This is a genomic window from Candidatus Thiodiazotropha sp. AKIB8, from assembly GCF_058244675.1.
On the sequence record NZ_JBSYOO010000039.1, the window covers coordinates 195,885 to 221,595 of the forward strand.

23 protein-coding genes are annotated in these 25,711 nt (G+C 48.3%); 10 read left to right on the forward strand and 13 right to left on the reverse strand.

The window, feature by feature from the left end:
* The first annotated feature begins 3 nt into the window (after positions 1–3).
* Positions 4–369 carry a PilZ domain-containing protein gene (locus AC4IFB_RS12810; RefSeq protein WP_490776726.1) on the forward strand — a complete coding sequence of 122 codons (366 nt, stop codon included), beginning with the start codon at positions 4–6 and terminating at the stop codon, positions 367–369.
* A gap of 55 nt (positions 370–424) precedes the next feature.
* Here the strand turns inward: AC4IFB_RS12810 and radA are convergent, their stop codons facing one another.
* From radA to rnr, 10 genes are all read right to left on the reverse strand, one after another.
* On the reverse strand, positions 425–1,801 hold the full coding sequence (gene radA, locus AC4IFB_RS12815) for a DNA repair protein RadA (protein WP_490776727.1): 1,377 nt from the start codon (positions 1,799–1,801) through the stop codon (positions 425–427).
* Positions 1,801–2,898: an alanine racemase gene (gene alr / locus AC4IFB_RS12820; protein ID WP_490780368.1), complete on the reverse strand. Its 1,098-nt coding sequence runs from the start codon at positions 2,896–2,898 to the stop codon at positions 1,801–1,803. Before alr ends, radA begins: the two co-directional genes overlap by 1 nt.
* Positions 2,898–4,304: a replicative DNA helicase gene (gene dnaB, locus AC4IFB_RS12825; RefSeq protein WP_490780369.1), complete on the reverse strand. Its 1,407-nt coding sequence runs from the start codon at positions 4,302–4,304 to the stop codon at positions 2,898–2,900. The genes alr and dnaB overlap by 1 nt, the downstream gene beginning before the upstream one ends.
* Before the next feature lie 414 nt (positions 4,305–4,718).
* Positions 4,719–5,168, reverse strand: coding sequence for a 50S ribosomal protein L9 (gene rplI / locus AC4IFB_RS12830; RefSeq protein ID WP_490776730.1), 450 nt, complete (start codon positions 5,166–5,168; stop codon positions 4,719–4,721).
* A gap of 74 nt (positions 5,169–5,242) precedes the next feature.
* Positions 5,243–6,154: a DUF2232 domain-containing protein gene (locus AC4IFB_RS12835; RefSeq protein WP_490776731.1), complete on the reverse strand. Its 912-nt coding sequence runs from the start codon at positions 6,152–6,154 to the stop codon at positions 5,243–5,245.
* A 29-nt stretch (positions 6,155–6,183) separates the two neighbouring features.
* A complete protein-coding gene (rpsR, locus tag AC4IFB_RS12840) occupies positions 6,184–6,408 on the reverse strand; it encodes a 30S ribosomal protein S18 (protein ID WP_490776732.1) in 225 nt (74 codons plus the stop codon).
* Between the two features lie 29 nt (positions 6,409–6,437).
* Complete coding sequence (gene rpsF, locus AC4IFB_RS12845; protein WP_490776733.1) at positions 6,438–6,869, reverse strand: 30S ribosomal protein S6; 432 nt, start codon at positions 6,867–6,869, stop codon at positions 6,438–6,440.
* A gap of 219 nt (positions 6,870–7,088) precedes the next feature.
* The gene (locus AC4IFB_RS12850; protein ID WP_490776734.1) at positions 7,089–7,850 is read right to left on the reverse strand and encodes a TIGR04219 family outer membrane beta-barrel protein; all 762 of its coding nucleotides are present in this window, start codon (positions 7,848–7,850) and stop codon (positions 7,089–7,091) included.
* Positions 7,851–7,868: 18 nt separating this feature from the next.
* Positions 7,869–8,636 carry a 23S rRNA (guanosine(2251)-2'-O)-methyltransferase RlmB gene (gene rlmB / locus AC4IFB_RS12855; protein WP_490776735.1) on the reverse strand — a complete coding sequence of 256 codons (768 nt, stop codon included), beginning with the start codon at positions 8,634–8,636 and terminating at the stop codon, positions 7,869–7,871.
* On the reverse strand, positions 8,636–10,960 hold the full coding sequence (gene rnr / locus AC4IFB_RS12860) for a ribonuclease R (RefSeq protein ID WP_490776771.1): 2,325 nt from the start codon (positions 10,958–10,960) through the stop codon (positions 8,636–8,638). The genes rlmB and rnr overlap by 1 nt, the downstream gene beginning before the upstream one ends.
* Positions 10,961–11,127: 167 nt before the next feature.
* Between rnr and AC4IFB_RS12865 the strand changes: the two genes are divergently transcribed.
* Positions 11,128–13,110, forward strand: coding sequence for a monovalent cation:proton antiporter family protein (locus tag AC4IFB_RS12865; protein ID WP_490780370.1), 1,983 nt, complete (start codon positions 11,128–11,130; stop codon positions 13,108–13,110).
* Positions 13,111–13,135: 25 nt separating this feature from the next.
* On the opposite strand, the gene lysS is transcribed toward AC4IFB_RS12865, so the two are convergent.
* Complete coding sequence (gene lysS / locus AC4IFB_RS12870) at positions 13,136–14,629, reverse strand: lysine--tRNA ligase (RefSeq protein WP_490780371.1); 1,494 nt, start codon at positions 14,627–14,629, stop codon at positions 13,136–13,138.
* Positions 14,630–14,691: 62 nt separating this feature from the next.
* Positions 14,692–15,790, reverse strand: a protein-coding gene (prfB, locus tag AC4IFB_RS12875) for a peptide chain release factor 2 (protein ID WP_490776738.1) whose coding sequence is annotated in 2 segments (ribosomal slippage) — positions 14,692–15,714 and positions 15,716–15,790 — 1,098 coding nt in all. Because the reading frame shifts where the segments join, the coding sequence is not laid out codon by codon here.
* 149 nt (positions 15,791–15,939) lie between these two features.
* On the opposite strand from prfB, the gene AC4IFB_RS12880 reads away from it, so the two are divergent.
* Positions 15,940–16,173, forward strand: coding sequence for a hypothetical protein (locus AC4IFB_RS12880; RefSeq protein ID WP_490780372.1), 234 nt, complete (start codon positions 15,940–15,942; stop codon positions 16,171–16,173).
* 100 nt (positions 16,174–16,273) lie between these two features.
* On the opposite strand, the gene AC4IFB_RS12885 is transcribed toward AC4IFB_RS12880, so the two are convergent.
* Positions 16,274–17,131: a hypothetical protein gene (locus tag AC4IFB_RS12885; RefSeq protein ID WP_490776740.1), complete on the reverse strand. Its 858-nt coding sequence runs from the start codon at positions 17,129–17,131 to the stop codon at positions 16,274–16,276.
* A 337-nt stretch (positions 17,132–17,468) separates the two neighbouring features.
* Here AC4IFB_RS12885 and AC4IFB_RS12890 point away from each other — a divergent pair, with 337 nt between their 5' ends.
* The 7 genes from AC4IFB_RS12890 to AC4IFB_RS12920 all read left to right on the forward strand — a co-directional run bounded on the left by AC4IFB_RS12890 (position 17,469) and on the right by AC4IFB_RS12920 (position 25,656).
* Positions 17,469–18,320 (forward strand): glycosyltransferase, encoded by an 852-nt coding sequence (locus AC4IFB_RS12890; protein ID WP_490780373.1) that lies wholly within the window; start codon positions 17,469–17,471, stop codon positions 18,318–18,320.
* Complete coding sequence (locus tag AC4IFB_RS12895) at positions 18,299–18,901, forward strand: hypothetical protein (RefSeq protein ID WP_490776742.1); 603 nt, start codon at positions 18,299–18,301, stop codon at positions 18,899–18,901. Before AC4IFB_RS12890 ends, AC4IFB_RS12895 begins: the two co-directional genes overlap by 22 nt.
* Complete coding sequence (locus tag AC4IFB_RS12900; protein ID WP_490780374.1) at positions 18,891–19,610, forward strand: SDR family oxidoreductase; 720 nt, start codon at positions 18,891–18,893, stop codon at positions 19,608–19,610. The genes AC4IFB_RS12895 and AC4IFB_RS12900 overlap by 11 nt, the downstream gene beginning before the upstream one ends.
* A complete protein-coding gene (tsaA, locus tag AC4IFB_RS12905) occupies positions 19,607–20,332 on the forward strand; it encodes a tRNA (N6-threonylcarbamoyladenosine(37)-N6)-methyltransferase TrmO (protein WP_490780375.1) in 726 nt (241 codons plus the stop codon). Before AC4IFB_RS12900 ends, tsaA begins: the two co-directional genes overlap by 4 nt.
* A gap of 220 nt (positions 20,333–20,552) precedes the next feature.
* Positions 20,553–23,012 (forward strand): EAL domain-containing protein, encoded by a 2,460-nt coding sequence (locus AC4IFB_RS12910; protein WP_490780376.1) that lies wholly within the window; start codon positions 20,553–20,555, stop codon positions 23,010–23,012.
* Between the two features lie 342 nt (positions 23,013–23,354).
* On the forward strand, positions 23,355–23,831 hold the full coding sequence (locus tag AC4IFB_RS12915; protein ID WP_490776746.1) for a hypothetical protein: 477 nt from the start codon (positions 23,355–23,357) through the stop codon (positions 23,829–23,831).
* Positions 23,821–25,656, forward strand: a complete 1,836-nt coding sequence (locus AC4IFB_RS12920; protein WP_490776747.1) for an ABC transporter ATP-binding protein — start codon at positions 23,821–23,823, stop codon at positions 25,654–25,656. Before AC4IFB_RS12915 ends, AC4IFB_RS12920 begins: the two co-directional genes overlap by 11 nt.
* Positions 25,657–25,711 lie beyond the last annotated feature (55 nt).

Below are 25,711 nucleotides of genomic sequence, written 5' to 3' on the forward strand. Positions count from 1 at the left end.
GCCATGAGCAATATTGAAACTAAAGAACGCCGACGCTTCCATAGAATCATTTTCGATGCACCTGCAACCATTGAAGCAAGCAGTGGCAACTACAAAACCACACTACTCGACATCTCATTAAAAGGGGCGCTGGTTAATATCCCGGAAGAATGGCAGCCTCAGGTGGATGATGAAGTCACATTGAAGATCATGCTTGATGATGGTGAGAGTATCTCGATGCTGACCACCTGTGCACATGTGGAAGATGGACAGCTTGGCCTGCTTTGTAAAGAGATTGATATGATCAGTATCTCTCTGCTGCGACGCCTTGTTGAGTTAAATATCAGCGACGACATTCTACTGCAGCGCGATCTCGAAGCTTTAGGTTAGGAACTGTTGCAACGGCTCTTAAAAGCCTAAAGAATCTCTAGTGTGGTGCGTCATACTAGTAAGCAATCTCCAATACCTCAGCAAGGGTTTCCACAGGAATCACTTCCAGTCCTTCAATCTGCTGCTTTGGGGTGTTCGCCTTAGGCACTACGGCTCGTTTGAAACCATGTTTTGAAGCCTCACGCAGCCTTTCCGGGCCATTCGGAACCGGCCTGATCTCCCCAGTCAAGCCCAGTTCACCAAAAACCACCAGCCCATGATCCAGAGGACGATTACGAAAACTTGAGAGTGCTGCCATTAATACAGCCAAATCCGATGCAGTTTCAGTTATCCGCACCCCCCCCACCACATTCACATAGACATCCTGATCAAACATAGCGATGCCACCATGGCGATGCAGAACCGCTAGCAGCATTGAGAGTCTATTCTGCTCCAGGCCCAGCGTAATCCGCCTCGGGTTGGCCAATGGACTCTCATCCACCAGTGCCTGAACCTCTACAAGTAGCGGGCGAGTACCCTCTCGGGTCACCAGGATCACACTACCCGGCACCTTCTCTGCCTGTCGTGACAGAAAAATGGCGGAGGGATTACTGACCTCTTTGAGCCCTTTATCCGTCATTGCGAACATACCGAGCTCATTCACTGCACCAAATCGATTCTTGATAGTACGTATCAGACGAAACTGACTGCCAGCCTCCCCTTCAAAATAGAGCACAGTATCAACCATGTGTTCCAGAACCCTGGGACCAGCAAGATTTCCCTCCTTGGTAACATGCCCAACCAGAAACAGTGCAGTGCCACTGCGTTTGGCAAAATGAACCAGCTGTGCGGTAGCCTCTCGTACTTGGGAGACTGAACCTGGCGCTGATTGCAGGAGTTCGGTATACATGGTCTGAATCGAATCCAGCACCATTACCTGTGGCGATTCCCGTTCCGCTATGGCAATAATCCTTTCCACACAGGTTTCCGGCAACAGTTTTAATTTATCCACCACCAGACCCAAGCGAGTCGCTCGCATTGAGATCTGCCTGGGCGACTCCTCACCGGAGACATAGAGGGAACGCAATCCGCTAGATAGTCTAGCCAGAGTTTGAATCAGCAAGGTCGATTTACCGATCCCCGGATCTCCACCGATCAGAACAACTGAACCTTCTACCAAACCTCCACCGAGTACTCTGTCGAGTTCTGAACTGTCAGTAGTGGTTCGGGCTTCACGCTCAATTCCAACATCGGTAAGTGCAAGCACCTGTTGTCCGCCGGTTCCGGCATAACCGGCATACCGACCTTGGCTGGCCTTAGATACCGACAGACTCTCTTCCAATGAATTCCAGGAGTGACACTCGGAGCACTGTCCTGACCATTTAGGAAAACTGGCACCACAATCGCGGCAAACATAGTTCGTTTTTGCAGCTTTTTTACTCCCTTGAGCCATTATTTCTTCACTTCTCCAAGATTGAGGTCTACAAAAGAGACTCTCTGCTTAACGCCACATAAAAGTTCATAAGCGATTGTTCCTGCCATATGGGCAATCTCATCCACCGGCAGACCCTTACCCCAAAGAACCACTTCATCTCCAATCTCTATTTCAGGCAGCTTTCTTGCGTCCACACTAATCATATCCATCGACACACGACCAACTAGTGGCAGGCGAATCCCATTCACAAGTACGGGTGTACCGGATGGGGCGTGACGAGGGTAACCATCACCATAACCGACAGCAACAACAGCCACCGGCATCGCTTCGGGACAGATATAGCTACCACCATAACCGATTGGTTCACCTGCCTGGCAAGTTTTAACTGCTATTACCTGGCTGCACAGGGTCATCACCGGACGTAAACCATGTTCTGCGGCTGTGGCGTTGGTAAAGGGTGAAGCGCCATACAGCATGATACCGGGACGAACCCAGTCAGCATGGCTCGCTGGTGAGCCCAGAATAGCCGCAGAATTGGCTATCGAAGTAGCCTTGAAGGGTGTTGAATCGATACTGAAAAGACGCTCACACTGTATTGCTGTCAGAGGATCATCAGGATCATCCGCATTGGCTAAATGTGTCATCAGGTTGATTTGATCAACTACAGAGTGATCTTTTAGCTGACGGGCTATCTGTGGGATTTCAGTGGCTTCGAAACCAAGCCTGTGCATGCCTGTATCAACCTTCAACCAGACATTCAACAACCCCGATTCTGATCGGCTGCTGGGTAGTTCAGCCAACTGCTGCCGATGATGCAGAACCACTTCGATATCGGCATCGATAGCCTGTTCAAAATCTCTGCGGGTAGCGCAGGCAGAGAGAACCAGCAGTGGATTCTCAATACCGTTTTTTCTTAGAAAAAGCGCCTCATCGAGCCGCGCGATGGCAAATCCGTCCGCTTCCCTGAGGCATTTAGCGACCCGTAGCAGACCATGCCCATAGCCGTCTGCTTTGATCACTGCCCAAACGCTACTACCCTCCGCGGCTTGACGAGCCTGCTTTAAATTGTGACGCAGAGCGGCATGGTCAATTAAAGCCCGCGGAGCAACCCCCATCAATAGCCCTCATCGCTGTAGATATCTTCCGTATAATTCTCAAATTTGGTGTATTTACCAAGGAAAGTCAGGCGGGTGGTACCAATCGGGCCATTACGTTGCTTACCGATAATGATCTCAGCTATACCCTTATCGGGACTATCTTCGTTATAGACTTCATCACGATAGATGAACACGATTAAATCCGCATCCTGCTCAATCGCGCCCGATTCACGCAGATCCGACATAATCGGTCGTTTGTTGGTGCGCTGCTCAAGGCTGCGGTTAAGCTGAGAGAGTGCAATCACAGGAACATCCAGCTCTTTCGCCAGAGCCTTCAACGACCTGGATATTGCAGAGATCTCATTAGTACGGTTATCCCCTTCCCCTGGCGCCTGCATCAATTGCAGGTAGTCGATAACTATCAAACCCAAATCGTCATGCTCACGTTTCAATCGTCGGGCACGGGCACGGACCTCTGTTGGTGAGAGGGCCGGTGTATCATCGATATAGAGTTTGGTTTCCGCCAGCATACTCACAGCTGAAGAGAGTCTGGGCCACTCCTCATCCTCCAGCTTACCGGTACGAACTCTCAACTGGTCAATACGTCCCAGTGAGGACATCATACGCATTGCCAAGGAGTCACCAGGCATCTCCATGCTGTAGACTGCAACAGCTTTACCCGCTTTTATAGCGACATTCTCAGCTATGTTCATTGCAAAGGTGGTTTTACCCATAGATGGGCGCCCTGCAACGATAATCAGATCTGCATGTTGCAACCCCGAAGTCATCTGATCAAAATCTGAGAAGCCGGTACTGATACCTGTAATCGGTTCATCCTGCTGAAACAGGGTCTCTATGCGGTCGACTGCCTGGGTCAGCAGGGATCTGATTGGTGTAAACCCACCCTTTCCTTTGCTGGTCTGTTCGGCAATCTCGAATACTTTACGTTCAGCTACATCGAGTAACTCCTCAGCCTTGCGTCCCTGGGGATGAAACGCACTGTCGGTAATATCTGTACCTACAGAGATCAGCTGTCTCATGACAGAATATTCACGCACGATACCGGCATAGGATTTGATATTTGCCGCGCTGGGTGTCTCTTCTGCCAGTCTAACCAGGTAAGGCAGACCACCACCATCCTCAAGCGATTCCTTGCGTTCAAGATGTTCCGCAAGGGTCACTACATCGAAAGGTTGACTATCCTCAGCCTGTGCAGCGATCGCATTGAAGATCAATCTGTGCTCTTTCCGATAGAAGTCACTCTCAACAACCAAATCGGCGACTTTGTCCCAGCTGGCATTATCCAGCATCAAACCGCCGATCACCGACTGTTCTGCCTGATTTGAGTGCGGAGGCACTTTGATGGCACGCTGTTCAATTTCTGGATAGGCAGCTATCTCTTCAGGATAGGCGGGATCTGACATCGGAGCTCGTTTGTAGTTGAGATGAATCGGATTGTGCGTAGTGCTTGGTAAGCATACGGTATTGGGCGAAACGAGAAAAGGAGAGAGGTACTATTTTGAATACAGATCCGAACTGTCAGTGGCTTCAACCACCACACTGCGATTGTGTAGATAATTACAGGCTCTGAAGCAACAGAACAGTTGGCTGAAAAGCTAATCCAACTCCTCGGAAACGGTAAAACCGGAAGATGAATTTGCCTTGGCAGAGACCTGATTAACTCAGGATCAAGCGCATGGTGAGATGAAAGGCTTCGGATCAAGGCAAAAAAACTTACGCAATAGCATGCTATTACGAAGTTTTTTTAACACAGAGCCGAAACCTTTCAGCCAAAATGCACCAATTCATGAATTGATCAGGTGCACCCCAGTGCTGATTTAAGCCTCTGGGACAATACTCAGCTTGATGCTGGTATTTACATCCGCATGCAGGTGCAGCTCGACTTCGTACTCACCGGCAACGCGGAATGGTCCGTTTGGCAGCATTACCTCTTTCTTTTCCAGCGCTTCGCCAGCAGCTACAACTGCTTTGGCGATATCGGAGGTACCGATAGAACCGAAAAGACGACCTTCATCACCTGCCTTACAGGTAATAGAGATATCCATCCCATCCAGCTTGGCTTTACGGGCCTCAGCAGCCTGCAATTTTTCACTGGCCTCTTTCTCGAGCTCTGCACGACGCTGTTCAAACACCTTCAGATTCGCATCAGTAGCCGGGATGGCCTTACCTGCAGGAATCAGAAAGTTACGGCCGTAACCACTCTTGACGTTTACCTTTTCACCCAGATCACCCAGGTTGTCCACTTTTTGCAATAGAATAATTTCCATTGTAATCACCCTTAATTAGGTCAAATCGTTTGCTTGCAGCAAAACCGGTTTCAGCGGTTTGTTGCAACGACTTCTCACCCGCCAGATTTAGATTTAAAGCGGGATCGAAAATCAATCCAAATATCCAGCAAACCGATACTGATCAGAACCAGTACCATTTGCGGCAGAAAAATAATCAGCATCAAGTAGGTCAATACCAACCAGAGCTGGGCTGATTTAGTGCCCTTTATCAAGCCATGTACAACCACCATGCCTTGAAGAAATACCAATCCCAGGATCACTGCTCCCAGGCAGCCGATAAAGGCCGGATACGCATTCTCTGGCAGTAGACCCAACAGCAAGGCTGCTGCGCCTGCTACCCCGACCAACCGATGCAGTCGCATCTGTTGGAACTCCGTGGAAAATCCCCCCGGATTGTAGAGAATCGCCTGCCACCATCGCGCAACATACAGGCTAAGCAGTAGTTGCAGTAGAAAGCCTACTGCGACCAGGCCACACATCATCTGCGACAACTGATCCAGAACCTGAACGCTTTGAGCCTGATCGAACAATCCTGCTTCAATAAAGCGTTGAGCCATAGGTTCCAGATACTCTCGCCAGAAAGTGACTGGATCTCCCAGACTGATGTACTGCATCAGTATGGCCAGTATGCCGAATGCCAATCCCGCCTGGGTCGTAAATGCCAAAGAGCGGGAGTTGCGTAACAGTAAACCAAGCAGCGTAACTGGTATCCACAACACCAGTAAAAAGCCCAGTGCCGGTAGCGGGTTGCCAAATATCAGCCCCATTAGCGCAGCAGATGCAAGGGTTGATATCAACAACACCTTCCCTGCAGCCAAGCCGCCCAATCTTAGGGTGACCAAGCCAATACTTGCGCTACTGAAAACACCGATAAACGGAATAATAATCGACAGCATCGCCAGCACAGTTGTCACCATCGCTGACTGAGCAGGCCCACGCATCACAAAGGATGCCAGTGCTTTCATTCCGCTACCCCGGCAGGTATATATTCCTCTTAGTGCTGATCAGTGTATGGCAAAAGCGCAACATAACGAGCGCGCTTGATAGCGGTCGCCAGCTGACGCTGATATTTAGCCTTTGTACCAGTAATACGGCTTGGTACTATCTTGCCACTTTCACTGACATAGGCTTTGAGAAGATTTAAATCTTTATAATCAATCTCGGTGATGCCTTCCGCTGTGAAGCGGCAATATTTCTTACGTCGAAAAAAACGTGCCATTTGCTATGTCCTCTCTGTAATTCAGCTTATCAGTCGTCGCTTGACTCAGCTTCTTCTACGACTGGGGCCTCAGCCTCAACTGTCTCTTGCTCGTTATCACCATCATCACTGCTATCACGGGCAGCTGGACGTTCGTCTGCTTCCTGTGATTTAGCCAAATGGGAAACCTCTGAGATCGCCTCGTCACGGCGAATCACCATATTACGGATGACAGCATCATTGAAACGGAAGGCGCTTTCCAGTTCAGACAGCGCTTCTTGATCACACTCAATGTTCATCAGAACATAGTGGGCTTTGTGGATCTTGTTGATCGGGTATGCCAGTTGACGGCGTCCCCAATCTTCCAGACGGTGGATAATTCCACCTTTGGTTTCGATGCCCGAGCGATAGCGCTCGATCATAGCGGATACTTGTTCACTCTGGTCCGGATGAACCAGGAACACAACTTCATAGTGCCTCATTGTATCTCCTTTCGGGTTAGGCAGCCTTCCGCATATGCAGTAAGGCAAGGAGTGATACCCGGTCACCGGCATGAAAACACGCTGTTTTGACCTATTTCCCTTGGCAATCGGGCATCAGAAAGCGGCGGATTCTACCTTTTTGTTTGAAAATCCGCAAGATGCAGATGATCACATTGCCCACATCCACCTATCAGGCAGTGGCAAAAGGGTTGATCCCCCTTAAAAATCCACCTCCAGGCCGAGATAGAAACCATCGAAATCCCAGTCAGTGTAAATCCCATCCAGATCGTCCAGTTCAAGGGAAAAACTACGGTATCCCCCTTTCACTCTGAGATCCACGGCCAGATTATCTATTACGCTGTAGGCCAGGCCCACTTGATAGTCCTGTAGAGTATGGTCACCGACAGTCAGGATATTGAGATCGCCGTAGACCCAAAGTGGAGTTGAAGGTATCCCAATCTGAGTAGCACCATAGAGCATCGGTACATAGCCCTTGAAGTGGTTTTGAGAAGCCTGGTTGGTCTCTTTATCCTCAACCCGAACATCACCATCAAGATATTTCAGATTGAGACCGAAATCGAATGAAACCAGGTCATTGTCGAAAAGCTCATAATAGAAGACAAAATCAGTACTCTGCATATCGAACTCAATATTGACCTCTCTGCCGGCTGGAAAATTCGTCCCGGCATAACGAAAATTCTCGTCGAGTAGATCATCACCCTCAGCACTCAGATCATTGGTTCTGAGCTTGAAATTGGGTATCAATGGAATCGGATGTTCGAAGGCCAGTGATGCAACAGCAGTTCCTTCAGAACCTAAATCGAAGGACTGCAGATCTGATTTAGACATGTCGGATATAGCACCAGAAGAGTCCATAGCCCATAGCTCGACTCCTGCGGTAAAACCCAGCAAGGTGTCAGCTTGAACCTGCACGGAAAAGAGTGCGGTTATCATTGCAAGGCGGGATACTTTTCTGATCACATCAAATCTCCAACAAAACTAAATTTTTCCAGTATGTATATTTAACATGCCACGCTGTCTTAGCGCTTCATAGAGTGACACGCCAGCGGCCACGGAAACATTGAGGCTCTCCACACTTCCCGCCATTGGTAGCTTAACCAACAGATCACAACTTTCCCGGGTTAGCCTGCGAAGCCCTTTCTCTTCTCCCCCCATGACCAAAGCAAGCGGACCTTTTAAATCGACCTCATAAAGAGTCTGCTGAGCCTCACCGGCTGTTCCAACAAGCCAAACCCCCTCAGACTTGAGCCATTTAAGGGTGCGAGACAGGTTGGTAACCTGGATCAGCGGCACTGTCTCTGCCGCTCCGCTTGCAACCTTTCTTACTGTAGAAGTCAGGCTAACTGATCGATCACGAGGTATGACAATCGCATTTACACCGACTGCATCTGCAGTTCTGAGACAAGCGCCCAGATTATGGGGATCCTGAACACCATCAAGTATCAACAGCAAAGGTGGCTGTTCAAGTCGCTTCAAAAACGCCTTGAGATAAGGCTCATCCTGCACCTGCTGCTGCCTGATGCGAAGAGCAACACCCTGGTGGCGTGTATCCTGCACCTGCTCGTCCAACCGCTTGCCAGTCAAGCTATGGCACTTTATTCCAACAGCTTCAGCAAGTGAGAGAACCTCTCTGATACGAATATCGCGACGTCCACCATCTACCAACAGCTCTTCCGCTGCTGTTTTTTGCTGAAGCGCAGCTTTGACTGCGTGAAGCCCTAGAACCCAGGAGTGCTGATCAGACATCAAGTAGACTTTTTCTTACGCCGTGGCTTTTTTGCACTTTTTTTATTAGTTCCGGCATGCTTTGTCGCCGAATCTCTTTTGGGATTTCTTTTCGATTTGTTAGACCGTGTCTTGCGCTTTTTTGTGGGTTCGCTGCTTGACTGCTTGTCTGGAACAAAATCAATCTTCCGGTCATCCAGATTAACCTTCGCAACAACGATGGTCAGAGGATCTCCAAGTCGCAGCACTTTACCGGTACGCTCCCCGGTAAGACGATGACCTACCGGATCATAATGGTAGTAGTCATTGTCGAGTGCAGTGATGTGTACCAGACCATCCACATAGATCTCTTCCAGTTCAACAAACACACCAAAAGAATTTACACTGGTAATGATGCCATTGAAGGTTTCGCCAACCTTGTCCTGCATATATTCACACTTCAGCCAGTCCAGTGCGTCACGGGTTGCTTCATCCGCTTTCCGTTCAGTGCTCGAACAGTGCTCTCCAAGACTTTGCAACTCAGATTTCGGATAGTCGAAATCATCGGGCTTGCCCTGATCGATAAGATGTTTGAGTGCTCGATGTACAATCAAGTCAGGATAACGACGTATTGGTGAGGTAAAATGGGTATAGGCCTGGTAGGAAAGGCCAAAATGGCCCACATTGTCTGAGCTGTATACGGCTTGTGAGAGTGAGCGTAACAATACCGTCTGAATCAGATGGCGATCAGGTCTCTCCTGTATCTGTTTCAACAGCAATGCATAGTCACCTGCTGAAGGTTTCTTACCTCCAGGGAGACTCAATCCGAGCTCTGCAAGAAATTCACGCAGGTCGGTCAGTTTCTCTTCTGCTGGCCCTTCATGAATACGATAGAGCGCTGGAATTTTCTTGCGCAACAGATAGCGTGCAGCTGCCACATTGGCTGCCAACATGCACTCTTCGATAATACGATGGGCATCATTTCGAACCACAGGCACGATGCGTTCTACTCTTTTGAGTTCGTTGAACTCTATTCTTGTATCTGTAGTATCGAAATCGATTGCACCTCGCTCGGCGCGTTGTGACTGTAAAACCTTATATAGCTGATAGAGGTTATGCAGATGGGGCAATATCTTCGAATGCTCGGCACACAGCTCAGGATCACCCTCCAGCATGGCAGCCACATCGTTATATATCAGCCTTGCATGAGAACGCATTACAGCGGAAAAGAAGCGGGATCGGGTTACCTTGCCTTCCGCACTGATGTAGAGCTCACAGGTCGTACATAAACGATCAACCTGAGGATTGATGGAACAGAGGCCGTTCGAGAGCACCTCTGGAAGCATGGGAATCACCCTGTCAGGAAAATAGACGGAGTTACCTCGGGTTCTTGCTTCCTGATCCAGAGCGCTGCCTGGCTTTACATAGTGTGAAACATCTGCAATACAGACCAACAGTCGCCAACCCTTGGGTTTAACCTCGCAATAGACCGCGTCATCAAAATCCCGGGCATCCGCACCATCTATGGTGACCAACGGCAACTGCCTCAGATCGACGCGCCCCTGCTTGTCAGTTTCAGCCACTTCAGGGGTCAATGTCTTGATCTCCTGAGTCACCTCATCGGGCCAGTCCACTGGAATACTATGGGTTCGTATTGCAATGTCGGTCTCCATACCCGGCCCCATATGATCACCCAATACCTCCACAATTCGGCCGATAGGCGGTGTCCGCTTGGTGGGTTGATCCAGAATGTCAGCCACCACCATCTGTCCCTGTTTCGCCTGATTGGTTTCACTGGAAGGAATGATGATATCCTTGCTCAAGCGTTTTGAATCGGGAACCACAAAACCGACACCACTCTCCATGTAGAGACGCCCTGCCACACTCCGGGTGTTCCGTTCCAGCACCTCGACCACAGCCCCTTCCATGCGATTTCTACGGTCCAATCCGGTAATGCGAACCACGGCACGATCATCATGGAACACAGGCTTCATTTCTTTAAATGAGAGATAGAGGTCATCCCCTCCATCATCGGGTCGGAGGAAGCCAAAACCATCGGCATGACCGATAACCCTGCCGACAATCAAGTCGCGTTTATTAACCAGACAGTAGTTTTCGTTTCTATTACAGAGCAATTGCCCATCACGCTCCATTGCCCGCAGCCGCCGTCTAAGCGCCTCAACCTGCTCCTCAGATTCGATACTCAGCTTCTCAGCGAGCACCTGCCGATTCATAGGAATCCCTTCACTTTTAAGGGTTTCCATAATGAATTCACGACTTGGGATAGGATTTTCGTACTTCCGAGCTTCCCGCTCTTGATACGGATCCTTCTGGGATGAGCCTTTTTTAGATCTTTTTGCCACGATTATCTTTTCTATTTACTTTGAATCTCCCGATTTTAACACTTAAGCCGTTATTACCCCATGAAATATTTCGACATTTATTTGATTGGATTTATTTCTTCTATTTCCTCAAACTCATACTCTGTGCAATTCTCGATCCCGAACTGATTTATGTTTTAAACCGGCTAAAGATGAATATTCATACTCTACAGATCATTCTCTTACTGCTCGCTGTCTCAGTAATTACGGTGACACTGTTCAGGCGCCTGCATCTGCCACCCATTCTGGGCTATCTGATTGTTGGAATCCTGGTAGGCCCGTTTGGCATCGGCCTGATTAATTCGAATGAAGACACCAGGTTCCTGGCTGAGTTTGGGGTGGTGTTTTTACTCTTCACCATTGGACTTGAGTTCTCTCTACCACAGATGGTTGCCATGAAGGGGACGGTATTCGGCTTGGGGGGAAGCCAGGTATTGCTGACGGCAGTACTTACAGCAGCCATCGCCTGGCTATTGGGTTTGGAGACCCCTGCTGCCCTGATCACAGGTGCCATTATTGCACTATCTTCAACTGCCATTGTGACCAAACAACTCTCTGAACAGGCAGAACTTAATACGGAACATGGGCGATTAGGGATCAGCATTCTGCTGTTTCAAGATCTGGCGGTCATCCCACTATTAGTAGTCATCCCCCTACTCGCCGACGGAAGCTCAGGAGGATTGCTGATACCACTCACCTGGGCAGTGGTTAAAGCGATAGCCGTTTTCGCGATCATAATGGCCTTTGGTCACTGGGTTCTGCGGCCTCTGTTCCATGAAATTGCCAGGGCTCGCTCAGCTGAACTGTTCACCATGACCGTACTGCTGGTTTCATTGGCTGCGGCATGGTTAACCCATGAAGCTGGGCTCTCCCTTGCTCTGGGGGCTTTCCTGGCCGGAATGATGTTAGGAGAGACAGAGTACCGGCACCAGATTGAAGCTGACATACGCCCTTTCCAGGACGTGTTGCTTGGCCTGTTTTTTGTCACTGTGGGAATGCGGGTCGATGTCAGCTCATTGTTGCCGATAATTCACTGGGTGGTCATCGCAGCCATCGGACTGATCACCCTAAAAGCCAGCATCATCTTTCTTATTGGTTACTTCAGCAAACGCCCAATTGAGGCAAGTTTTCGCTCCGGATTACTGCTTGCTCAGGGGGGTGAATTCGGCTTCGTATTGCTTGATCTGAGCTTGGAGTCTTCCCTGTTACCACCCCATGCCAGTCAGATTATGTTTGCTGCCATTATTATCAGCATGATCATCTCCCCCTTCATGATCCGCTACAACGGACGACTGGCACAGACATTCTGCACGTTGCGTAGTACCACCTCAGATTATTCCGCTGTGGATGAACTGGAAGAGGAAGCTGAACAACTGGACCGACATGTGATTATCTGCGGTTATGGCCGTGTCGGACAAAATCTTGGCCGATTATTACAAAGAGAGGGTTTCCCCTATGTCGCATTGGATCTCGATCCAAGCGTGGTACAAGAGGCTCACGAAGCTGGCGAGCCTGTACACTTTGGGGATGCAACACGTCAGGAGATCATCCAGGCGGCAGGTATCGAAAAAGCTGAAGTTGTTGTAATCACTTTTGAAGAACACACCACAGCGATGAAGATTCTTCACTACCTGAAGTCCCATTCGCCAGAAACCCCGGTATTGGTTAGAACCCGGGATGACACTCACTTGGAAGAGTTGGAGCTGGCTGGTGCAAGCGAGGTAATGCCAGAGGCAGTGGAAGGGAGTCTGATGATGGGGGGTCAGCTGTTACTGCTGCTTAAGGTACCCGGCTCCCGTATTCTTAAAATCATGCGGGAAATCCGTGAAGGCCACTATAAATTATTAAGGGATTTCTACCATGGCCAAGAGGCCATCGACCTGGAGCATGATGAGGCTTTTCAGGAGCGCCTGCATACGGTCACACTACCGAAAAGGGCCTTTGCGGTGGGCCATACCATTGAGGATCTGCACTTGTGGGATTGGGAAGTGAGTGTCACAGCAGTACGTCGCGGCGGCATCCGGGGGGAAGCCCCGGAACCGGAAACCCGTTTACGGGATGGAGACGTACTGGTACTGGCAGGTTCAGCTCAACATCTGGAGCATGCTGAAGGACTGCTGCTCTATGGACACTGAGGTGGTTACCCAGTCGTCAGCCCAATTACTCAGGCCGCATATGGGGAAACAGCAACACATCCCTTATAGAGGGTGAATCAGTCAATAGCATCACTAATCGGTCAATTCCAATGCCCTCTCCCGCTGTGGGTGGCATACCATGCTCAAGCGCACGCACGTAGTCATCATCATAGTGCATCGCCTCGTCATCGCCGGCCTCTTTCTCGGCCACCTGCTTGCTAAACCTTTCGGCTTGATCCTCTGCGTCGTTGAGCTCAGAAAAACCATTTGCTATCTCTCGACCACCAACGAAAAACTCGAATCTGTCGGTGACAAATGGATCGTTGTCATTACGTCTCGCCAGAGGGGAAACCTCTGTGGGATAGGCTGTGATAAAGGTTGGGTTCATCAAACGATGTTCGACCGTTTTCTCAAATATCTCTATTTGCACCTTGCCGAGTCCGTAACTCTCCTTGATCGGTATCTGCAGCCTTTCAGCAATCGCTCTGGCCTGATCCAGAGAATCGATCTCTTCGGAACTGATATCAGAATTAAAGTGGAGGATCGACTCTTTCACTGACATACGTTGAAATGAGCTGGCAAAATCATAGGTTTCACCCTGATAGCTCACCTGCTGTGATCCAAGCACATGCTGACAGAGGTCACGTAACATCGCCTCGGTTAAATCCATCAGATCGTTGAAATCGGCATAAGCCTCATAGAATTCCAACATAGTGAACTCTGGGTTATGGCGTGTAGAAAGCCCTTCATTTCTAAAATTACGATTGACTTCGTAGACCTTTTCAAATCCACCAACCACCAGTCGTTTGAGATAGAGCTCTGGTGCGATACGCAGGAACATATCCATATCCAGGGCATTGTGCCGGGTAGCGAATGGTCTCGCTGTTGCACCGCCGGGTATCACCTGCATCATCGGCGTCTCGACTTCCATGAAGCCCCGACCATCCAGATAGCTGCGGATAAACTGTACAATCCTGGTACGCTGACGAAAGGTCTCACGGGAAGCATCGTTCATGATCAGGTCGACATAGCGCTGACGGTAACGCATCTCCTGATCTGAAAGGCCATGAAATTTTTCTGGCAAAGGACGAAGTGCTTTAGTAAGCAACCTCAGCTTATCAACCTTTACCGACAGTTCGCCGGTTTTGGTTTTGAACAGAATCCCCTCTGCACCAATGATGTCACCGATATCCCATTTCTTGAATTGTTCGTTATAGAACCCCTCTTCCAGGGAATCCCGTTGTACGAACAGCTGCATTTTTCCCGACATATCCTGAAGATGGGCAAAACTTGCTTTTCCCATCACCCTGCGGCTCATCATGCGCCCAGCCAAACTCACTCTCAGAGCCTGAGACTCCAATGCTTCATCACTCTGGTCATCGTATTCTGCATGTAACTCACCAGCAACACTGTTACGCCGGAAGTCATTTGGAAAAGCGATGCCGGAATCACGCATCTTTTGCAGTTTTTCTCGACGCTGGGCGATGAGTTTGTTTTCGTCCTGTGTCTGATCGTTCATATTTTTTATCAACTCAGTTTGGTCTAACTTCTAACCGTTCTTTGGATTGTAACCGTTACCAATTACAAACCACTTTTAAGACTGGCTTCGATAAACATATCGAGGCCACCGTCAAGCACAGCCTGTGTATTACCGGTTTCTACACCAGTACGTAGATCTTTTATGCGGGAGGCATCCAACACGTAACTTCGAATCTGACTTCCCCATCCAATATCGGATTTAGTCTCTTCAAGCTCCTGCTGTGATGCGTTGCGTTTCTGTATTTCGAGCTCATAAAGTTTGGCCTTAAGTTGCTTCATAGCAGTAGCCTTGTTTTTATGCTGAGATCGGTCATTCTGACACTGCACAACAGTCCCGGTGGGATTATGTGTAATACGAACCGCTGATTCTGTCCGGTTAACGTGCTGCCCCCCCGCTCCGCTTGCTCGGTATACATCGATTCTTAGATCAGCCGGATTAATATCGACTTCGATGGAATCGTCAATCTCAGGTGAAACAAATACCGCAGCAAAAGAGGTGTGACGCCTATTGCCCGAATCAAAGGGGGATTTACGCACCAACCGGTGGACGCCAATCTCGGTGCGCAGCCAGCCAAACACATATTCACCTTCAAGGCGTACCGTGGCACTTTTAATGCCCGCAACCTCTCCTGCAGAAACTTCGATCAATTCAGTCTTGAAACCACGATGCTCACCCCATCGCAGATACATACGGAGCAACATTTCAGCCCAATCTTGAGCCTCAGTGCCACCAGAACCGGCTTGTATATCGAGGAAGGCGTTGCAAGCATCTGTCTCTCCGGCGAACATACGGCGGAATTCGAGGCCAGAAACCTGCTGTTCATAGGTCGACAAATCCGCCTCAATGGATGAAACTGCGTTTTCATCCCCCTCCTCTATCGCCATCTCCAGAAGCTCGGACGCATCGCCCAAGCCCTCATTAAGCTCATCCAGAGTCAGGACTACGTTTTCCAGGGTTGACCTCTCCTTTCCCAGAGCCTGAGCCCGTTCGGGATCATTCCAAACCTCTGGATTCTCAAGCTCACGAAGAACCTCAGTCAGGCGCTCCTGCTTGACCTCATAGTCAAAGATACCCCCTGAGGGAGGCTGCCCGTCTCTTCAGATCGTCGATCAGATTATTGATGGGGTTGATATCTTGCATTGCTACACCGGCTGGGAAAAAGCGGGAATTCTACACTACCTGGAATGCAGCAGAAAGTCTTACTAAGGCATAACTGAACCGTTAAATCCCTATTTTTTGCAGAATTGGATAAGTTTTCAGCTTATATATCGGTTTTGATGAGATCCTGGGTGTACCGAGCAGCAAAAAACTACAACGGGGGGCTGGTCTCATCTGACAAAGCTGAACGTGTCGCCAACTACGTAAAGAATATGAGTTATGAATTCGGGATGCTGGCGCACGCCTGTGGCGTTAAAGAGCCCCGAGAACTCAAACGCTTTCACGCACGTATGGTTATAGAAAATGGTAAATCACTGCCATTGAATGAGCTATATCCACCAGTCGAAACACAATCGACTGACTGAGAACTTCTAAACAGCAGATTCTAATCAAGTAAACAGATGGGGGCAGGCCGCACGTATCAGGCTTCGACTATTTAAAAATAACCTAACACTAACTGGGTAATCAACGGTGTGACGAAGAGAGTTTCCGATTACGACTCTGTTTAGCTGAACTACGCTTATTGAGGGTAGAGAATTTGCTTTTTACCTGATCACGGATTTGAATCCATTTCCCGGCCAAACCAACTACAGGCTCTTCATCACCTGATATTTTATTTCCATTAAGAGGCTTGTCAGCCTGCTTCACCCACATATCAAAGGATTCAGATATCTCTTTATCCCAAGAGACAGGGGGCTTTACTACCCGACTCCCTCTATAGAGTTTCTCCAGAGTTACATTCTTAGGTAGACCCACATCTTTCAAGCCATCCAGGAGTTCGGCCTCGGTCTCACTGATAGTTTTCTCTATCACTTTTCTCTTTACGCTAAACGTCTTTGCCATTGCGGCTTCGCTGATGCCAATTTCATATTTGAACAGAAAATAGCGTTTCTTATCGTCACTCAGATGCTTTAGATGCTCGATAAGAGCCAAGCTCCAGTTTTCATCCTGCTCGATATCTTTGGGAAGGTAGTTAGTCTGTTCTTGTGTGCGACGGGCGGCCATCAGAGATCCGACAGATGAACCAAGATACTGGTAAAATGAGAGTTTAAGCTCTTTTGGTGTTTTATTGCTTAGACCGGCTACAACCAAGTGACGCCAAGCTGAATAATAGGCAGCCTTGCCATATTCGTTTGTTCCATATTGACGCACGATAAAGCGATAAACACGCCCTCGATAACGCTCGTAGAATGAGGTAAAACCCTCTTTATCATGTTTTAAAATCTTTTCAAGTACGGCATCTGTATCAAATCGTCTCGATTTCACTTTTGGATGGGCTCCATGTATACCCACCTCATTGAGGTAGGAGGTTACTTTTCGCAAACTCCTTTGCCATACAAGCACTTATTCATCCCTCATTCGCACTTACTTCCGACCAGACAACATAGGCCAGTATAAATCAAATAACAATATTTTTCTTTGAATATCCTACCTATGTCACACTGAGGGCCCTTGGTTCTCTATCAGAATAGTTCACCTGAGTCTGTTTTCAGTGCTATCAAGATTCTAGCCTTCTGGTATTCAGAGTGGGAAATTGAGCAGCATAGTCCATGGTTTTCATTCGCCCTATTCCGGACATTTTCAGTCAGGCATGGCAAAAAACGGATACGCACTAACATTAATTATTAACAATCAGTAACTTAACAGTTATCCTTTTGCTATGTCTATCTCTGTAATCATTCCAACCCATAACCGAGTCCACACCCTGCCCAGGGCGTTGGACTCGGTATTTTCCCAATCTCTTCCGCCATTGGAAGTCATTGTTGTCGACGATGGTTCTAACGATGGCACCAATACCCTGATCAATACAAACTACCCACAGTGCATCTACCTTTCACAACCCAATTCTGGAGTAAGCGAATCCAGAAATACCGGTATAAAACAGGCCCGTGGTGAGTGGATTGCTCTGCTGGATTCTGATGACAGCTGGCTTCCAGACAAACTGCAAATGCAGATGGAGAGTATTATCAGTTCGTCCAATCTTCGCCTTTCGCACACCGATGAAATCTGGATCAGAAACGGAACCCGGGTAAATCAGATGAATAAGCATACAAAACATGGGGGATTTATTTTCAAACAATGCTTACCGTTATGCGTTATTTCACCGTCAGCGGCTCTACTGCATCGCTCTATATTTGATGAGTTTGGTCTGTTCGATCCCAGCCTGCCAGCTTGTGAAGACTATGATATGTGGCTAAGAATCTGTGCCAGCGAAGCAGTGGATTTTGTCGATAAACCCCTGGTTGTGAAATATGGGGGGCATGATGATCAGCTTTCCCGGAGACATTGGGGTATGGATCGCTTCCGTGTCTATGCCTTGCAGAAATTGCTGGAGAATCAAAAACTGAGTGACTCCGATCGTCTTGCTGCAATAAGAACACTGGTTAAAAAATGCAAAATTTTGCGTCAGGGTGCCGAAAAACGTGGCCATCTGGATCGTGCTGAACAATACAAAGCCATCCAGCTACAATATGAACAGGAGTTGATCGGTTGCAATCCAGACGCCATTTAAATCTGGTGATAGCCCTGAAAGCAGAAGCCACTCCCCTCATCAATCATCTTGAAATGAAACGTTTTCAACCGATTGGCCCATTGCCACTATATCAGGCTTCGGGAGTAGATTTGGTTGTCTCAGGGCCTGGTAGATCTTCGGTTGAAAGTGGTGTTGCTTATCTGCACGAAATAGCCCCACCTGGGTCGAACCCGGTCTGGGTCAATATCGGAATTTGCGGTCATGGATCTCTTGATGTCGGTGAACTTCTGCTAGCCGATAAGGTTATAGAACAAAACGGAGACTGCTGGCACCTGAACACAGCGTTCAGAACGCCACTCAATCGTGGCCCACTCTCCTGTGTCATAGCGCCTCAAGCTGGGTATGAGCCACAAATGGCCTATGATATGGAATCTTCTGGATTTATTGCAGCACTGACGTCAATTGCCTCTCCGGATGATCTGCATATCATTAAAATAGTCTCAGATAATCCCCAATGTGGTCATGAAAAGATAAGTGGCAAAGGTGTTCGAGCATTAATTACACAACAGCTTGATCAAATATCGGAGTTAATCATGCGGGTAACGCAATATGAACAATAAAGGTACTCGCAAGCTACTCATTACCGGCGCCTCTCACGGCATCGGAGCGGCAATATCAAAACACCTGCTAACCCTGGGCCACGAGGTAATTGGTATCGGTAGAGATTTTTCCGACTGGTCAGAGCAGACACCAGGATTTCACCCCATCTCCTGTGACTTATCAGACCTTGAGCGTCTACCCAGCGTATTGAACAAAATCATCAACTCCCACACCGATCTGGACGGCGCTATTTTGAATGCTGGTTATGGACGTTTTGGTTCTTTGGAAGAGTTCTCTTTCCAACAGATAAGAGAGATGATTGATCTAAATCTGGTGCAACACCTCTATACTGCCAGAGCGGTGGTTCCCCACCTCAAGAGAGGGGGGGCAGGCGATATAATAGTCATCGGCTCCGAATCAGCTCTGACCGGTGGTAAAAAGGGCACTATCTACAGCGCCTGTAAATTTGCACTGAGAGGTTTTGCTCAATCCTTGCGTGCCGAATGCTGTGCCAGTGGTCTGCGTGTATGTCTGATCAATCCAGGCATGGTTGCCAGTGATTTTTTTGATGAACTGGATTTCAGACCTGGAGACCTGCCTGAAAACCATCTCCGTGTATCGGATATTGCTGAGGTGGTAGAGATGGTTCTCAATGCCCATCCTGGCGCGGTCTTTGACGAAATCAATATGAACCCGTTAAAAAAGGTCATTCAATTCACTCCATCATGAAGTTCGATCTACAAACCATTGGCTTGATTCAATCTTGCTTTAAGGAGAAATTTGGCATTCCCCGACAATCAGGTCTGATCCCTGAGGCAGAGGCTCTGCTCAAAATCCTTCCCCCTTACAATCGTCCTGAGGCGTTTCGCGATATAGAAGGCTACTCGCACCTGTGGATCTCTTTCATTTTTCACAGGTCGATCAGAGATCAGTGGAAACCAACTGTTCGCCCTCCCCGGCTTGGAGGAAACGAACGTGTCGGTGTTTTTGCATCACGTAGCCCATTCCGCCCAAACCCAATAGGACTCTCTGTTGTCGAACTGTTGCAGTTGGATATCTCCGACCCGCAGGTGACGTTGCGACTGGGGGGAGTAGACCTTCTTGATGGCACCCCAGTCATCGACATCAAGCCCTACATTCCCTATTCCGATGCAATCCCCAATGCCAGGGCCGGATTTGCGCCCACACCACCTAACAGAGAGATCGAACTCAGCTTTAGCGCTGAAGCAGAAGCGGAGTTACAGAAACATTCGTCAAGCCAGATAGATCACCTTAAACGACTCATCCAACAGGTATTGGCGAATGACCCGCGCCCTGCTTACTTAATCGAACAACAGAGAAACCGATTTGGTATGCGTCTATACGATTTCAACATCCTCTGGGAAGTGGAGCAAAACAGATTTCTGGTGCTGCAAATAGAGCCCTTATCAGAGCTGCCTTTTAGTATGTAGAGTAGAGCGATTTAGGCAATCACCATGTAAAAATATGGTCATTCTTCAAAATAGGTAAAAAAGCGTCATATTATTAATTACACCCCCTTTCGGAGTACACGACAAACCGTTATCATTCTCAATGGTAGACAAGCAGTTACACTTGAAAGCAGAGGTAGCACTTTGTGTTATTTGTAATTTCAAGTTCGCACACTAAACAAGGGCTATAGACTCGAACCCAATGAGCAGCGATATTCCAAGCACATCAGCCTCGACAGCTAACCTGATCACTTCATTTCTGAACCAGGTGCCTGGCAGAATTTCAGCGATCTTGGAAAATTGGCACCAGTTGGTGCAAAGCGATTGGAAAGGCAATCTGCTGGACACTCTGATAGAGCGAATTTCCACACTGGCTGAGTCTGGATCCAAATTTGGTGTTCCTCAGATCACACACAGTGGTAATTCCCTGATTGGCCATTTGAGTGACTACCACAATACCGGACTAAAACCTCAACACGATGATGTTGTCGCACTGGATGGTCTGATTCACGCTTTTAAAGACGCTTCAATACAAGCTTGTAACCAACAGGCGGCGGCTTTAGCGAGCAAACCTCAAGAAGCCTCCCCTGCTGAGCCGAAGGTATTGAATGGTGAGCATAAGGTCTATCTCCTGGGGATTGATGAGTCACTGGCTGCCGGCTTGATGAGAAACTTCCAGGCTAAAAACCTGGAGCCTATCCTGCTTGAAAACCCTCAGCAGATCATCCATCACTATGACCTCAACCCTGACGAGCCGGAATTTCTGATCAGTCACGTGAATCTGCTGGACGAACTCTTTCCTGAATCCAAGACTGGTGGCCTTTGGAATAAAAATAATGGCCTGCCGGGTCTACCCGTTGCCTTTGTCGCAGACTCTCCCGATCTAAAAACCAGACTTGCAGCAATGCGCGTCGATGCTTGTGGATACTGGTCTAACCCTGTAGATCCCTATCTGGTTGCGAAACAAATCGAAGAGCTTTCCACCTCTAATAGCCATACAAAATATAGGGTATTAATCGTCGAGGACGATCCTGCACAGGCTGACTTTGCTGACGCCATTTTAAGTAAAGCAAACTTTGAATGTCTTGGCGTCACTGACCCAATGCAGGTTTTGGACGCCTTAAAGGACTTCAAACCGGACCTGATTCTCATGGATCTCTATATGCCCGAGGCCAGCGGCTCAGAACTGACAGCAGTGATCCGGGAACAAAATGAGTATGTCGATATTCCTATAGTTTTTCTCTCTGGCGAGCAGGATCTGGATAAGCAATTGAACGCTTTGAGCTTTGGTGGTGAAGACTTCCTCTCAAAACCAATCGCACCAAAGCACCTGATCAGCACAGTCACCAATCGCATTCGTCGCGCCCGTCAACTCAGCCATCGAGTACATGGATATTTCCGTAGAGAAAAAGAGATCGGCCTACACACTCGGAATTATCTACTTGAACGATTGGATGCCCTGCTCCTTGCAGAGTCGACCCTGGATGAAGTCACTGGTGTATTTTTCCTGAAGATCGACAAACCTGAAGACTTCGTGGCCTCTGTTGGTATTGGTGGGCTCGATGTTGTATTGGCCGAAGTGGCAAAACACCTCAAATCTTCATTAGCAAGCCAGGATATTTTGACCAGGTTCGGCGACAGCAGCCTCAGCCTGCTTGCCATCAGAACCAATCAGGATGAGCTGAAAGCCCTTGGTGAGAAACTTGCCAAATACCTCAGCCAACAGACCATAGAGGTGGAGAATACCACCCTTGGCGTGACTTTAAGTGTTGGCATATACCCAGTTGAGCCGGGCAATCAAGACTCTCGTGCAATCATTGCCCATGCTCAGATTGCTAGCCGCAAAGCTACCGAGGCCGGTGGCAATCAGGTCTACGTCTTCGAACCCGAGAAGCGGACTGATAGCGAAGGTGATGCAACCCAAGACATGGGTAGTTTGATTCAGAAGGCTTTGGATGAAGACTATTTTGAAGTTTTCTTCCAACCCGTGGTTGCCCTTCAAGGCTCTACACTGGCCCACTATCAAACCCTGCTGAGATTGCAGGAGCCTGATGGGAACCTGCATGCCGCTGCTGAGTTTATCCCTAAAGCTGAGGAGATCGGACTGATCAGCAAAGTCGATCAATGGACCACAAGACGAGCAATCGCAGTAATCAATGAGCACAAGAAACAAGGAACGCACCTCCGCCTATTTGTCTCTCAGTCCACAGATCTTCTGGAGAATATGGAGCGACTCACCTGGTTGAGAGAGAAGCACCGAAGCGGTCAAATAGGGAAAAACGCTCTGACATTTGAATTCAACATACATGAAGTCGCAAAATCTCTGAAGTCAGCCAAAATCTGCTTCGACGTTCTTAACAAAATGGGTATCTCAACCCTTTTGACACGGGTTTCATTGACCCCGGAGACCGAGCGGGTTATCAAGCATCTACCCATCAGTTACATCAAACTCGACTACAGCCTCCTCTCCGATTCAGGTGATGAAGTAGGAAAGCTGGTCGAGTTGGTTCATGAACGTAATATCAAGGTGATTGCACCTCAAGTAGAGGATCCACGCAGTATCGCGCTTCTATGGAGCAGTGGGGCCGACTATGTTCAGGGTAATTTTGTTCAACGCCCTGAAAGCAATCTTATCTACGATTTCAATGAATCTGTGCTGTAACCTCTGAATCTCACACGGGTTAATAATAGCTGCTGGGTGGAACTTTAAAGCCCCGTGCCAGTCGATATGATGCTGCCAAGTCGTTTGGATCGATCTAGTGCAGTCTCCTATATTGTTTGACGTTTTTTGAGGCCACTTATCCTTCTGGTGTATAAAAAATTCAGGCTGCCATTTGCAGCTATTTCATTAGAATTTAAAGCAAAAGGGATAAGCTTGCTTCAAAGTAGAAATAATCTAATTTTTTAGACTCCACAACCAAATTTGGCGCACAATATGCATGTTTTTATAGTAATTTCAGATCCTGTTTTGTACTGATTTAAAGAATCCAGGAGTTGGTTCATCATGCAAATAGCACTATCCAAAATTACTGTTACCACCCTAATGTTGCTTTTCAGTCATACTATTTCTGCTGAGATCAGCACTTACCCAAGCCCGGTTGATCCGCTCTACCAGAGTAGGAGTGACTCACCAGAACCCTCAAGCTCAAACATCAACGAGGACAATAAAGAGAGCAGATTCTATCCCCGACCCACCGGCCCAGTCTTCCAGACTGGGGACGAACAACTCAGCTGTAGAGAGCTGGATCAGCAACTGGCCACTCTTGAATCTGATACCTATAGCGCCAAACCTGGATTCTATGAAGACCCCTATACGGGTGCTTCAATATTTGTTGGTGCCGTATGGGCGCCTGGCGCACTGGCCTATCTTGGTTATTCGGGTGCAGCAGAATACTATGAGAATGACCGGGTAAATGATGCACAAAACCGTATTGAAGCATTACGACGAATGAAGGCAAAACTCCACTGTTATGAGTATTGACCTCGGAGAGATAGAGACTCAACCAGCCATTCGTGAAACGAACTACCGCTGGAATGAACTTATTCAGATGGTGTTTCACCATCGACGTGAACTCATAGCTGCCAATCTGATTGCGATTCTCGGCGCGATGGCAGCAGTCCCAGTCCCTCTGCTGATACCCCTTCTGGTTGACGAGGTGCTCCTCAATCAACCCGGTAAGGCCATTGGGTTAATGAACGCTCTTTTTCCAGAGAGTTGGCACGGCCCCATCCTCTATATCATGGCGGTTTTGGTCTTCACCTTGATATTAAGAGTCCTGGCGCTGATATTCGGCGTCTGGCAGACCTGGCAGTTCACACGTATTGCCAAGGATGTCATTTTTCATATTCGCAGGGATCTGCTGCTTCGTCTCGAACGTATATCAATGTCATCATACGAAACCATGGGCAGTGGAACCGTAGCTTCCCACCTGGTGACAGACCTCGAGGCTGTTGATAGTTTTGTCAGTGTCACCACCAGTAAATTTTTAGTGGCGGCACTGAGTATACTCGGTACTGCTGTGGTACTACTGTGGATAAACTGGCCTTTGGCGCTGTTCATTCTTTTTCTCAATCCCTTGGTGATCTATTTCACGACACTGTTTGGACGAAAAGTAAAACACCTCAAAAAGCGTGAAAACTCAGCCTTCCAGGCATTTCAGGAGTCCCTTGAGGAGACACTGGATGCCATTCAACAGATCAGGGCAAGCAATCGGGAACGTCATTATATTCGTCGGATTATTGATAAGGCAGACCATATCCGCGAACACTCCGCAGCATTCACCTGGAAAAGCGATGCCGCCAATCGACTCTCATTTATGATATTTCTATTTGGCTTCGATATTTTTCGCGGAGTCAGTATGTTTATGGTTCTCTGGTCTGACCTGACTATTGGCGAAATGCTGGGTGTCTATGCCTATCTCTGGTTCATGATGGGGCCGGTACAGGAGGTGTTGAACATACAGTATGCCTATAATGGTGCTCAGGCTGCTCTGGGACGGATCAATGACATGATGAAGGTCGATCTGGAGCCAGTTTATCCTCACCATCAAAATCCTTTCTCCGGAAAAAAAACTGTCAGCCTGCGCCTTCAGGATTTGGAATTTTCCTATGGTGATGGCCCACCGGTTTTGAACAAAGTTGATTTAGTGGTCAATGCAGGAGAAAAAGTGGCTTTTGTGGGCGCCAGCGGAGGCGGCAAAACCACATTGGTGCAGATCATCCTTGGTCTCTATCCAGTCACAGCCGGTAAGGTTTTCTTTGACGAGGTACCGGTTCAAGAGATAGGCATGGATGTGGTGCGCGATCATGTCGCTACTGTCTTACAACACCCGGCACTGCTCAATGACAGTATCAGGATCAATCTCACATTAGGACGAGAGATTTCTGATGAGAAGCTTTGGCAGGCTCTGGAAATTGCACAACTTAAAACCACTGTAGCTGAGATGGAACATGGCTTGGAAACCCTGGTCGGTCGTTTTGGTGTCAGACTCTCAGGAGGGCAACGACAACGCCTGGCCATTGCACGTATGGTGCTGACAGATCCCAGTGTGGTTATTCTTGATGAAGCGACTTCAGCCTTGGATACCGCAACTGAAGGTAATCTGCACAGTGCACTACAAGCATTCCTGGATGGACGCACCACAATCATCATCGCCCATAGGTTAAGTGCCGTAAAGCAGGCAGACCGGGTACTGGTCTTCGAAGATGGACAGGTTGTCGAAGAGGGAAGACACGAAGAGCTGATTGAGAATAAGGGGCTCTACAGTACGCTCTACGGACGGCAGGAGCCGGGTACTACTAACTGATTAGGGCCTGTTTGATATCCCTATACACAGCCACAATCTGGTAAGTTAAGGAGCC